This is a genomic window from Pseudomonas sp. Marseille-Q8238, from assembly GCF_965111915.1.
In genome coordinates this window covers 2,615,217-2,627,750 of sequence record NZ_CBCOPI010000001.1, presented here as the reverse complement: position 1 = coordinate 2,627,750, position 12,534 = coordinate 2,615,217, and the positions used below count along the sequence as shown (strand labels likewise).

Below are 12,534 nucleotides of genomic sequence, written 5' to 3'. Positions count from 1 at the left end.
CAATTGGTTGGTCAGTGGTCCAGATGAATATCCCAAACCTGCTCACCGTTTTACGTGTCCTACTGATCCCGGTCTTTATCCTGTTCTTCTACCTGCCGTATTCCTGGAGCTACCTGGCGGCCAGCAGTGTCTTTGCCTTGGCGGCAGTAACTGACTGGTTCGATGGCTATCTGGCCCGGCGCTGGGAGCAGAGTACGCCGTTTGGTGCGTTTCTCGATCCGGTAGCGGACAAGCTGATGGTGGCGGTAGCGCTGGTGTTGCTGGTGGAAGAGCACGCCAACATGTGGCTGACCTTGCCGGCTGCGATCATCATTGGACGCGAGATCGTCGTTTCAGCGTTGCGTGAATGGATGGCCGAATTGGGGGCGCGCACGCAGGTGGCGGTATCCAACCTGGGCAAGTGGAAAACAGCGGCACAGATGCTGGCGCTGGTGATCCTCCTGGCCAACCCCGCGCAGATGAGTTTCTGGGTAGGGTTGGGTTTTGCCCTGCTGATCATCTCTGCCGCGCTGACGCTGTGGTCTATGCTGCAGTACTTGCTGGCCGCCTGGCCGCATCTGCGCACGACGACCGAGAAGAAATAAACTTTTTTGAATCAAAGGCTTGACGCGGCGTTTGGAAACTATAAAATGGCGCCCGTCACCAAGACGCGGGAATAGCTCAGTTGGTAGAGCACGACCTTGCCAAGGTCGGGGTCGCGAGTTCGAGTCTCGTTTCCCGCTCCAATTTGTTGACGTTGACGCCGCAGTTTGCGGCGTCTTCGTTTTGAGGCCGGTTGGCAGAGTGGTCATGCAGCGGATTGCAAATCCGTGTACGCCGGTTCGATTCCGACATCGGCCTCCATTATAAGAACCCTGAAGATCGATGATCTTCAGGGTTTTTTATTTTGCCTGTACGTAAATAGGGATCTAGTTTTCAACGACCTATCCGATTACTTTTTGTCCGTTCCAGAGCGTCAATTTTTTTCACGAAATTTTCACTCGGCCTGGGTAATGATCAAGTCAGGTTGAAGGATCAGCCCCCCATACAAAAAGCCCGCTTCGTGCGGGTTTTTTGTTTTTGGCTGATTCATTTTTATGATGGATGCTTGTTTAGCATTATTGTCACAGCAGGATTGTGCTGGCTGTTACTGTGAGATGACAGCTGGTTATAGCTGTCGCTAAGAGTTCGCCAAGCAATCCAGTCGTACGATGGAATCGTCGAGGAGAAAACAATAATGAGTATTCCGTTCTGGTGTGTCTTTATCTCAGCGTTATTGATCTATGTGGCCAAGATGCCCGTGGCCAAAGCCATGAATGCGGAGGCTGGCGGTTATGACAATCGTCATCCGCGTGCTCAGCAGGGGCGCTTGACCGGGTTGGGGGCGCGCGCATACGCAGCCCACCTCAATAGCATCGAAATCTTTCCGTTATTTGCCGCAGGCGTCTTGATTGCCCATGTGGCCCAGGTATTCGGCTGGTGGGTCGATCTATTGGCTGTGCTGTTTGTTGTGACGCGGGCGTTGTATCTGGTGCTGTATTGGAAGGACTTGCACTGGCAGCGCTCAGTGGTGTGGGGCATTGGATTGCTGTGCTGCCTTTTGCTGATGATCAGCCCAGCCATACGCGGATTTCTTATTGGAAGTCTGTAGAGAAAAGGCCCGCTAATGCGGGCCTTTTCATATGCAGTACCACCTGCTCAGCTTTACTGTTGCTGACTACCAGGTGCGGGTGTCGGGGTCGGTGCGACAGGTTCTGCCGGAGCATTTTCCTTGGCCCGCTCTTGAGCAGCTTCTGCTTCTTTACGAGCGGCTTCGTTTTGTTTCTCGGCAGCATCGTTAAGCGACTCTTGAGCTTGCGAGTGTGCTTCGCGGGCCTCTTCGGCCTTCTCCTCGGACGGCTTGTCGCATGCGGCGAGGCCTAGAGTGGCGGTCAGCATGATGGCGATGGCGACTGATTTCTGCATGATTATTCTCCGTGGGGTAGACAGCGCGTCACTGTTTTCGAGGCGGGTAGGGCGAGTAAGTTCAGCCTGTTTGCCAGCTCTTCGGTGCAAGCAGGTGCTGGAAGTGGGTGTCGCAGGTATCATCCGCCGCTTTCCCGTAATTGCCATAAGGTTTCGACGATGAGCGAAAACCCTGCTTTTGAGCGCGCCGTGCGCTTTTTGTCGGCCTTGCGCCACTGTCAGGTCCTGGGCATTGACGTTCAAAATGCCGATGGCAAGGGGCTGACCCTGCGCCTCCCCTATAGCGCCCAGATAGTCGGCAACCCGGAGACAGGTGTGATTCATGGAGGAGCCATTACCACGCTAATGGACACCACCTGCGGTATTTCGACGGTCTGCGTACTGCCTGATTTCGAAATATGCCCAACCCTGGACCTGCGTATTGACTATATGCACCCGGCCGAGCCTCACAAGGACGTTTATGGGTTTGCCGAGTGCTATCGGGTTACGCCAAACGTGATCTTTACCCGTGGATATGCCTATCAGGATGATCCCGAACAACCCATTGCCCATGTGGTCGGGGCGTTCATGCGCATGGGCAAGGGGCCTCAAGGCGGTCTGTCGGGCGCTGGCGCTAAAGGAGAGTCTGCATGACGCCACTGAATCTCGGGCAGTTGGTTGGCGAAGCCCATCGCAGTAACGATTACAACAGCCTTGTCAGCCTGATTCCTTACGCCAAATTACTGGGTATCGAGTGCCTGAGGCTGGGGGATGACATGGTGTTCCGTTTGCCCGCGAACAAGGACACCATCGGTAATCCGATACTTCCTGCGATTCATGGTGGAGTGATTGCAGGCTTCATGGAACATGCGGCCATGCTGCATTTGCTGATGTTCATGGAAATTCCGCATTTGCCGAAAATCATCGACTTCTCGATAGATTACCTGCGCGCCGGTCATTATCGTGACACCTATGCGCAGTGCCAGGTGTGGCGACAGGGGCGGCGCGTGGCGAATGTGGCCATCACCGCCTGGCAGACGACTCAGACCGAACCGATTGCCACCGCACGTGCGCATTTCAAGGTCGATGAGCCCTGAGTTGCCCGACGAGTAAACAACAAGGAAATCTGAATGGATGCGCTGCTGATCCTCGCTGGCGTGCTGCTGATGCTGGCGGGACTGGTTTGGCTGGTGATGCTGGCTTTCTCGACGAGCCTGCTTTGGGGATGGGGCAGCCTGGTACCGCCTCTGACCCTTATATATGTGGTGAAGCACTGGCATACGGCTCGCAAAGCCGTGATGGTGGTTGCGCTAGGCTGTATCCCGTTGGTGGTTGGCCTCACACTGCTGGCAAGCAAGGATGCAGCGAGGGTGGCGGCTATCTTCAGTTTGAACTGGCTGAAGCCCATTGAGCAGGCGCCGCCCGAACTGGCTATCAAGTTGCACGGCGAACTCAATGGACAACCCTTTGCGCCGCAACAGGCTGAGCTTATTGATGGCGTGCTCAGCCTGCGTGAGGGGCAGGATTTCTTCGCGCGGCGAGAGTTGAAAATTCGCCTGCCGCACATGCCGAAAGGCTCTGTGCGCGTGGATGTCTTGCCTGAGGATGAGGGCAGCCTCCCGGAAGTCGAGGTTAGTTGGTTATTGCCAGAGCAGGACCTCCCCGAAGCCCGACGCCTGAACAAGGGCTACACCTTGCATCTGGATTTGCAGGTAGTGCCTCCGAACAAGCTCGGTGGTGAGTTCCATCTGGTATTGCCGACGCAGTACCGCACCACATTGAGCGGGCGCCTGGAGTTGTTCACGGATCGGTTGCGCTACCGTGACGGTCAGTTGGATGCATCATTCGACTCACAGGAAACCTTGATCCATATCGTCGAGGATTACCTGCAGCGGCGTTTCTCCACTCGCCTGGTGCAGCGTGTGGCTCTTCCTGTGGTGACCTTTCCAAGCACGCGAGCCACCGTAGATGTCGAGGCCAGGATCAACGGCAAGCCGCAGTCACTGCAGCTGGTTCTGGAGAAGGGCGATCAGGGATGGCGTGTGGAGGGGGACCGCTTCCCGGTATTGCAGGTTGGAACGTCCAGTACCGCAGATGCGACGTCGCCAGTCGCATTGTCTGAGCGCAAGGCAAGCGTCGATCGGCGCCAGCGCTTCACCCTGTTGCGCCTGCTCAGCAGTCCGCAGCAGTACCAGAATCTCAGCATGCGCGTTACCAAGGTGAGCGGCGGCTCGGCCGAGGGCCGTTTCGATGGTCTGGCCAGCGATGGCAGCATTCGCCTGAAGCAGCAGCGCGGTGGTGCCGGGCAAGCCAGCTTCAGCCTGCATCCTGACGAAATCAGCCGGGTGGAGTTGCTTGAACCCTGAGAGTTCTGCAGCCAAACCCTTGAAATTCTTTTTAAAGTCCCCATCTGCATGACATCCGCCGCGATTGCGGCCTGTCATGCATGTGGAGTTAGACGACCATGAGTGTGGAGACTCAAAAAGAAACCCTGGGCTTCCAGACAGAGGTGAAGCAACTGCTTCAGCTCATGATCCATTCGTTGTATTCGAACAAGGAAATCTTCCTGCGGGAGCTGATTTCCAACGCTTCCGATGCCGTCGACAAGCTGCGTTTCGAAGCGCTTGCCAAGCCCGAGCTGTTGGAAGGCGGCGCTGAGCTGAAGATTCGCCTGTCTTTCGATAAGGACGCGCGTACCGTGACCCTCGAGGACAATGGCATCGGCTTGAGTCGTGAAGAGGCTATTAGCCACCTGGGCACCATCGCCAAGTCAGGCACTGCGGATTTCCTGAAGAACCTGTCGGGCGACCAGAAGAAGGATTCGCACCTGATCGGCCAGTTCGGTGTGGGCTTCTACAGCGCCTTTATCGTGGCCGACAAGGTGGATGTATTCAGCCGCAGGGCGGGCCTCGCGGCCAGCGAAGGCGTGCACTGGTCATCGAAAGGCGAGGGTGACTTCGAAGTTGCCACCGTCGATAAGGCTGAACGCGGCACCCGTATTGTCCTGCACCTGAAAAGTGGCGAGGAAGAGTTCGCCGATGGTTGGCGCCTGCGCAACATCGTCAAGAAGTACTCCGATCACATCGCCTTGCCGATCGAGTTGCCGAAAGAATTCCATGGTGAGGAAAAGGACAAGCCTGCCGAGCCGGAGTGGGAAACCGTCAACCGCGCCAGCGCCCTGTGGACCCGCCCGCGTACCGAGGTGAAGGACGAGGAGTATCAGGAGTTCTACAAGCACGTCGCGCATGACTTCGAGAATCCGCTGGCCTGGAGCCACAACAAGGTCGAAGGCAAGCTGGAGTACACCTCACTGCTCTATGTTCCGGGCCGTGCGCCGTTCGACCTGTATCAGCGTGAAGCGCCCAAGGGCCTGAAACTGTATGTGCAGCGCGTGTTCATCATGGACCAGGCTGACGAGTTCCTGCCGCTGTACCTGCGCTTCATCAAAGGCGTGGTCGATTCCAACGACCTGTCGCTGAACGTGTCGCGTGAGATCCTGCAGAAGGACCCCGTCATCGACTCGATGAAGTCGGCCCTGACCAAGCGTGTGCTGGACATGCTGGAGAAGCTGGCGAAGAACGAACCTGAGCAATACAAGGCGTTCTGGAAGGCATTCGGCCAAGTGCTCAAGGAGGGGCCGGCGGAAGACTTCGCCAACAAGGAGAAGATCGCCGGCCTGCTGCGTTTCGCATCGACCAGCGATGAATCGGGCGAGCAGTCCGTTGCGTTGGCCGACTACCTGGGGCGTGTGAAGGAAGGACAGGACAAGATCTATTACCTGACTGGCGAAACCTACGCGCAGGTGAAGAACAGCCCGCACCTGGAAGTCTTCCGCAAGAAAGGCATCGAAGTGCTACTGCTCACCGACCGCATCGACGAGTGGCTGATGAGCTACCTGTCCGAATTCGACGGCAAGAGCTTCGTCGACGTGGCGCGTGGCGATCTTGACCTGGGTTCCCTTGACTCCGAAGACGAGAAGAAAGCCCAGGAAGAAGTGGCCAAGGCCAAGGAAGGACTGGTCGAGCGTCTGAAAGGAGCGCTTGGTGAGCAGGTCGCCGAGGTTCGTGTGTCCCATCGTCTCACCGATTCGCCAGCGATCCTGGCCATTGGCGAGCAGGACCTGGGGCTGCAGATGCGCCAGATCCTCGAGGCCAGCGGGCAGAAAGTGCCTGAGTCCAAGCCGATCTTCGAGATCAACCCTGCGCATCCGCTGATCGAGAAGCTGGATGCAGAGCCGGATGAAGACCGTTTCGCCGATCTCTCGCACATCCTCTTCGACCAGGCGGCTCTGGCCGCGGGTGACAGCCTGAAAGACCCGGCTGCTTATGTGCAGCGTCTGAACAAGCTGCTGGTCGAGCTCTCCGCTTAATCGGTAGTGCAGCGACAGAGGCCGACCATTCGGCCTACCTAATAAGGCCCGCATTGCGGGCCTTATGTTTTTTGGGCGTTATCTTCACACCGCTTTTAGAACCGATCAGCGGATTGCTCTGGTGCTCCGTAAGAGGTGGCTATTTAATAGCCCCGCATTCTCTTCGATAGCGGATGTGAGTCTCTCATTCCGCCTCCTTTGTCAGATCGATGATCTCCTGATGAGCTACCTGACCAGTCTGTTTGTCGATACCAGTGATCCTGGCTTGTTTCTTTACGGTACTTACAACACCAATCTCGTCTTACTGTCAGTGCTGGTAGCGATCTTTGCTTCGGGCATGGCCTTGCAGGTCGCCGGTATGGCTCGCCTGAGCAAGAACCCGCTGTACCGGCAGGTAGCGCTGATTACCGGATCCCTGGCTTTGGGGGGCGGTGTCTGGTCAATGCACTTTATCGGGATGCTGGCTTTCCAGCTGTGCACCCGCGTTGATTACGACCCAGGGCTGACACTGCTGTCCCTGCTGCCAAGCCTGGCCGCATCCTGGGTTGCCCTGCATCTGCTGGTGCGTCAGGAAATCAGTCCACTGCAACTGATAACCGGCGGTGTGTTGGTTGGCGCTGGTATTGGGGCTATGCACTACAGCGGCATGGCGGCGATGCAGATGGCGCCTTTATTGCGCTACGACCCACTGTGGTTTGGCCTGTCCATTGTTGTGGCAGTCGTATTGGCGATTATTTCCTTGTGGATTCGTTTCGGCCTGCGCGGGCACCTTTCGGCTGGCAAGGCGATTATCGTCAGCGCTGTGGTCATGGGTATTGCGATTTCGGCCATGCATTACATCGGCATGGCGGCCGCACGTTTTATTGGCGTTTCAGCGTTGAATAGCGATCAGGGCAATGCGGACAGCGTGTTCCTGGCTGTAGTGGTGTCATTGATTACCGTCATGCTGACGATCATGGTCGCGGGTGCGAATGGTTTGCTGCGCTATCGCCAGCTGTACCGGCATCTGCAAGACAATGAATCGCGCTTGCGGGCGGTGCTGCATACGGCGGTGGACGGCATCATCACGATTGATGAGCGCGGTTCTATCCTGGGGATGAACCAGTCAACGGAGGTCATTTTCGGGTGGTCTTCAGCTGAATTGCTGGGGCATAACATCAGCGAGCTTATGCCTGAGCCTTACCGAAGCGAGCACGATGACTACCTGAGCAATTTCCAGCGTACGGGTATAGCAAGCATCATTGGCGTTGGCCGTGAGGTAGAAGGGCGGCGCAAGGACGGTAGTCTGGTACCGATTCGTCTGGCCATTGGCAAGGCGAATATTCCGGGGCAAACCGTTTATGTAGGCTTCATCAGCGACATTACCGAACGCAAGTCGATGGAGCGTGCGTTGCGAGAGAGCGAGCAACAATACCGTTCGTTGATCCGCAATATTCCGGGGGTCTCCTTCCGCTGTCTGCTCGATGAAAACTGGACCATGTTGTTCATCAGTGAGGCCGTCGAGAAGCTGACAGGCTGGCCGCCTGAGATATTTGTCGAGGGTACGCTTCACTTTGCCGACCTCATGCACCCCGATGATCGGGAGGGCATTTATACGAGCGTTCAAGAGGCCATCGCGACCGGGCTGAGTTATGTCGTCGAATACCGTTTGAAATGCCGCGACGGCACTGAGCGCTGGGTCTGGGAAAGTGGCGGTGTGGTGAGTGATCAGTCTGGCCAGACCCAGTGGATCGATGGTGTGATCCTCGATATCACCGAAAGCAAATTACGCAACTCGGAGTTCGAGGGAACGGTGAAGGCCATCAGCCGTGCGTTGGCCGTGGTCGAGTTCGATATGGATGGCACGATCCGTACGGCCAACCAGAACTGGCTCGACTTGGTGGGTTACAGCCTTGGCGAGCTTGAGGGACGTCATCACAGCATGTTCTGTGGACAGGCGTATGTGGATAGCCAGACCTATGCCGATTTCTGGGCTGGCATTCGCGCGGGAGAGGTGCAGGGCGGGGAGTTCCTGCGTTTGGGCAAGACCGGCAAGGAAGTCTGGATTCAGGCGACCTATAACCCGATCTTCAATATCGAGGGTAAGCCGTTCAAGGTCGTCAAGTTCGCCACCGATACCAGTCAGCGTCATGAAATGGAGCAGCAGCTCCGTGATGCCAAGACCCGCGCCGAGCAGGCCGCCGAAGTAAAAACCACGTTCCTGGCCAATATGAGCCATGAAATCCGCACGCCGATGAATGCCATTATCGGTTTTACCGAACTGCTGATGAGCTCCTCGCTCGACTCCATGCAGCAGCGCCATCTAGGCACTGTTCGTCATGCTGCACGCTCACTGCTGGGCTTGCTCAACGATATTCTCGATACGGCCAAGTTGGAGAAGGGCGCTCTTGAACTGGAGCATGTGGACTTCTCGTTACGCGAGCTGTGCGAGCACATCTGTGCATCGCTGCGCCTTGAGGCCCAGAGCAAAGGGTTGACGTTGACCCTGGATTACCACGCGATGGTGGGTGAGTTCTTCAAGGGCGATCCGCTGCGGATTCAGCAGGTACTGACCAACCTGGTTGGCAATGCGGTGAAGTTTACCGAGCATGGCTGGATTCGACTTGAAGTCACCTTGCGTGCCGGACGTGTGCACTTTGCGGTGCAGGACAGCGGCATCGGCATCGCCCCGGATCGCCTGGAGCGTATCTTCGATCCGTTTGCCCAGGCGGATGCCTCGATGAGCCGGCGTTTTGGCGGCACCGGTCTGGGCACCACCATTGCCCGGCAACTGGTCTGGCTAATGGAGGGAACAATCAATGTGGAGAGTCGGCTGGGTGAGGGCAGTACCTTCCATGTCGAACTGCCACTGCCAGTCGGCAAGGCAATTGCCGGTGATGCGAAGGGCATAGAAGAGGGGCTGGCGCCATTGCGCATTCTGGCTGCGGATGACGTGCCACAAAACATCGAGCTCCTGGCACTTGCCCTGGGTCAACTGGGTCATGATGTGGTGACTGCGACCGATGGTGACGAAGCCGTAACGTGCTTTCTGCAAGGTGTATACGACGTAGTACTCATGGATGTGCAGATGCCACGTACTGACGGGCTGGAAGCCACGCGGCGGATACGACGTTTCGAATCAGACAGCGGTGCTCCACGTACTCCTGTTATTGCATTGACTGCCAGCGTGCTCGATGAGGACCGCCGGGCTGCCCGCGAGGCGGGTATGGATGGTTTCGCCTCCAAGCCTCTGGAACTCAACAAGTTGCTTGAGGAAATTGCGCGGGTCATATCCGGCAGCGCGGCCAGTGTGCCCGTGGCCAATGAGCAATCTGCCGATGGCGCGGTGGGGAGCCCTGTCGACTGGGTGCAAGGTGTGCGCCTATGGGGCGATATCTCGGTGCTCAATGCTGCAATTCAGCGCTTCCGGCGTGATAACGCCACGCTGTCTTCGGATATCCAGACGCTGCTGGGGCGTAATGAGGTAAGCGCGGCTACCGAACTGGCACACCGAGTACGCGGCGCCTCGGCGAACCTGGCGTTGGTTCACCTGAGCCGCCTGACCGGAAAACTGGAACGCGCCCTCAAGGCAGGCGAGTTGAACGCCGCCAACGAGTTGGTGTCGCAGCTCCAGCTCGCCCTCGATGACTTATCCGTTGAGATGGAGACAACAACGCCACCTGACCCTGCACGACCCAGTTGCACACGCGTTGCCTTGGCTGATCTGCCGCCGCTGATCGAGAGCGTGCGCTCGGCCTTGCAGCATGGCGAGCTCGCTGATGCTGCCCTGGCCATGCTCGGTAATAGCCTGCCTGAGTTGGGGCAGGAGGCGCTGTATCAGGCGCTGGAAAGCGCTTTGCACGATTTTGATTTTGAACATGCGGAAGGGATTCTGACTGATTTACTTGCCTGGGTAGGGCAAGTAGAGGAAAGAGGCCCCCTGTGATCAAACCCGATGACGCTCGTCCAAAAGTTCTGCTGGTGGATGATGAACCGACCAACCTGCAGGTCCTGCGACATATCCTGCAGGATCACTATCGACTGCTGTTTGCCAAGGATGGCGAGAAGGCACTGGAGCTTGCCGAGCGTGAGCAGCCGGAGCTGATTCTGCTCGATGTGATGATGCCCGGTATGACCGGATACGATGTCTGTTCGGCGCTCAAACAATCGACAGCGACGCAAGCCATTCCGGTGATCTTCGTCACGGCCCTGAGTGACATTGACGATGAGGCCCGAGGGTTCGATGTCGGTGCGGTGGACTACATCACCAAGCCGGTCAGCCCTTCCATCGTCAAGGCGCGGGTGCGTACGCACTTGTCACTGGTGCGGGTCGATGAGTTGCAGCGTACGCGGCTGCAAATCGTCCAGCGCCTCGGGTTGGCGGCGGAGTACAAGGACAACGAGACCGGCCTGCATGTGATCCGCATGAGCCATTACTCAAAGATACTGGCGCTGGCGGCCGGCTTCTGCGAGAAGGCGGCGGACGATCTGCTGAATGCGGCGCCAATGCACGATGTCGGCAAGATAGGCATTCCCGACGCCATCCTGCAAAAGCAGGGCAAGCTTGACGATGCGGAGTGGCAGGTCATGCGTAACCATGCGCAGATTGGTGCCGACATCATCGGCGAGCATGACTCCGGGCTGCTGCAGATGGCCCGACGCATCGCCCTGACGCATCACGAGAAGTGGGATGGTAGTGGCTATCCCAATGGGCTGAGTGGTGAGGATATTCCCCTGGAAGGGCGCATTGTCGCCGTTGCCGATGTCTTCGATGCGTTGACCAGTGTGCGGCCCTATAAGACCGCCTGGTCAGTCGAGGATACGCTGGCACTGCTTCAGCGCGAGAGCGGCCGGCATTTCGATCCGCAACTGGTCGAGCTGTTCATACAGCAGATGCCGGCGATCCTTGAGGTCAAGGCGTGCTGGGCGGAGTGCTGAGCGACTCCTCGGCAATGGCTGGCGGGTAGTCGATCAACGCGTCCTCATCCGAGTACAGCGGTGCACTGAGGCTCGGATCGGTTAGCGCTGCTCGGACACGGTAGCGTCCTGGCGCAAGGTCGGGGAAGAACGGTACATAGGCGTCCTGCTCGTTTTCGTCGACGTGGTAGATGACGAATTGCCCGTCGCGCTGCTCGATGAAGTTGTCGTCGAGCAGGTGGCCTTCGCTAGCGCTCAGCTCAATCGGATAATTGGCTGCATATAGGCGATGGCTGTACTGCGTGCCGTCTTCGGCAGTGAACAGCAGGTGGACCTCGGCGTGCTCCAGGGTCAGGGTTCTGTCCGCCTCGAGGCCTAGGTTGAAAAGTGGCGAAGCCGGGTCGGAGAAGTCACTCAGGCTCAAGGTCAGTCCATCTGGATGGGGAACTGCGCTGTAGCGCTGATGCAGGTCGTAAGCCTGTGTGAGCGAAACCCAGCGCTCCAGCGGCCCCTGGTTGGAGGCGTAGCGGATCTGCAGCCATTGACCTTCCCGTGCCAGCACTTCACAGGTATCGCCTTGAATCAGGTAGGCCTTGGTGCGGCTGTCCAGATTCGGCCGTTGGTACAGGTCCATGCGGGCGGTCGGTACCGTCCAGGTTTGCGTCTGATCATCATCGTCGACAGCCCGGCTGGCCACTTCATTGCCTGCGGCGTCGAACGTCTTTTCGAACAGCTGAAAGTTCAGGTAGGGGTAATTCTGGCTATCGACTTCCTGAACATGCAGCGCCTTGTATAACCAGGGTTTGCCCTGCTCGTCGAAACGCAAAGCGTCGTAGTACCAGCGTGGGCCGCTGCGGCAACTGCTGTAGAGCGCGCGCTCCTCGACGTTGACGTGCAGGCCAAGCAATTCACCGCAGTTGAGGGCGTCGCTGAGTGCTGTCGGTAGCGTTAGCAGGGCATAGCGGTGGGTTGCGGGATCATACAGGTAGAGGCTGTAGTTTTCGTTAACCATGCCGGCTGGCAGGCGAATCGCAAGGTCGGCGTGGCCGTCGAAGTTGTAATCGGCGACTTCGAAGGCTGGCTTCTGGTCAAGATCACTCTCGGGAAGCAACAAGTCGATGCGACTGCCGTCAGGTTGCAGTAACTGGTAGTGATCACCTTTCTGTTCCACTTGAGCGAACAGGCCGGGTTCGGACTCCAGGCGCGGCAAGTCAGCCGCCTGGCTGAGCAGCGGCGAGAATGACAGGGCGGCAAGGAGCAGGGAGCGAATGGATGACACGATGACAATCCTGAACGTGTGAGCGCGCAATGGTACTGTCTTGAGCGGTTTCTGGCATGTGACCGGG

General features: G+C 57.6%; 10 protein-coding genes and 2 tRNA genes. 10 read left to right on the top strand and 2 right to left on the bottom strand.

What is annotated here, in order from left to right:
- The first annotated feature begins 23 nt into the window (after positions 1–23).
- The 4 genes from pgsA to ACWPW0_RS12165 all read left to right on the top strand — a co-directional run bounded on the left by pgsA (position 24) and on the right by ACWPW0_RS12165 (position 1,630).
- Complete coding sequence (gene pgsA / locus ACWPW0_RS12180) at positions 24–584, top strand: CDP-diacylglycerol--glycerol-3-phosphate 3-phosphatidyltransferase (RefSeq protein WP_447591429.1); 561 nt, start codon at positions 24–26, stop codon at positions 582–584.
- A 65-nt stretch (positions 585–649) separates the two neighbouring features.
- Positions 650–725, top strand: a tRNA-Gly gene (locus ACWPW0_RS12175).
- A 44-nt stretch (positions 726–769) separates the two neighbouring features.
- Positions 770–843: transfer RNA gene (locus ACWPW0_RS12170), tRNA-Cys, on the top strand.
- A 373-nt stretch (positions 844–1,216) separates the two neighbouring features.
- Positions 1,217–1,630, top strand: a complete 414-nt coding sequence (locus tag ACWPW0_RS12165) for an MAPEG family protein (RefSeq protein WP_454255465.1) — start codon at positions 1,217–1,219, stop codon at positions 1,628–1,630.
- A gap of 53 nt (positions 1,631–1,683) precedes the next feature.
- Here ACWPW0_RS12165 and ACWPW0_RS12160 read toward each other — a convergent pair whose 3' ends face one another.
- A complete protein-coding gene (locus ACWPW0_RS12160) occupies positions 1,684–1,944 on the bottom strand; it encodes a hypothetical protein (protein ID WP_447591433.1) in 261 nt (86 codons plus the stop codon).
- A gap of 159 nt (positions 1,945–2,103) precedes the next feature.
- Between ACWPW0_RS12160 and ACWPW0_RS12155 the strand changes: the two genes are divergently transcribed.
- From ACWPW0_RS12155 to ACWPW0_RS12130, 6 genes are all read left to right on the top strand, one after another.
- Positions 2,104–2,577: a PaaI family thioesterase gene (locus ACWPW0_RS12155; RefSeq protein WP_447591435.1), complete on the top strand. Its 474-nt coding sequence runs from the start codon at positions 2,104–2,106 to the stop codon at positions 2,575–2,577.
- On the top strand, positions 2,574–3,020 hold the full coding sequence (locus tag ACWPW0_RS12150) for a PaaI family thioesterase (protein WP_447591437.1): 447 nt from the start codon (positions 2,574–2,576) through the stop codon (positions 3,018–3,020). The genes ACWPW0_RS12155 and ACWPW0_RS12150 overlap by 4 nt, the downstream gene beginning before the upstream one ends.
- 33 nt (positions 3,021–3,053) lie before the next feature.
- Complete coding sequence (locus ACWPW0_RS12145) at positions 3,054–4,289, top strand: MFS transporter (protein WP_454255464.1); 1,236 nt, start codon at positions 3,054–3,056, stop codon at positions 4,287–4,289.
- Positions 4,290–4,387: 98 nt separating this feature from the next.
- The gene (htpG, locus tag ACWPW0_RS12140; protein WP_454255463.1) at positions 4,388–6,292 is read left to right on the top strand and encodes a molecular chaperone HtpG; all 1,905 of its coding nucleotides are present in this window, start codon (positions 4,388–4,390) and stop codon (positions 6,290–6,292) included.
- A gap of 64 nt (positions 6,293–6,356) precedes the next feature.
- Complete coding sequence (locus ACWPW0_RS12135) at positions 6,357–10,217, top strand: PAS domain S-box protein (RefSeq protein ID WP_454255462.1); 3,861 nt, start codon at positions 6,357–6,359, stop codon at positions 10,215–10,217.
- Positions 10,214–11,209: a response regulator gene (locus ACWPW0_RS12130; RefSeq protein ID WP_447591445.1), complete on the top strand. Its 996-nt coding sequence runs from the start codon at positions 10,214–10,216 to the stop codon at positions 11,207–11,209. Before ACWPW0_RS12135 ends, ACWPW0_RS12130 begins: the two co-directional genes overlap by 4 nt.
- Here ACWPW0_RS12130 and ACWPW0_RS12125 read toward each other — a convergent pair.
- On the bottom strand, positions 11,184–12,467 hold the full coding sequence (locus tag ACWPW0_RS12125) for an XAC2610-related protein (RefSeq protein WP_454255461.1): 1,284 nt from the start codon (positions 12,465–12,467) through the stop codon (positions 11,184–11,186). The two genes, ACWPW0_RS12130 and ACWPW0_RS12125, sit on opposite strands and share 26 nt — an antisense overlap.
- Positions 12,468–12,534 lie beyond the last annotated feature (67 nt).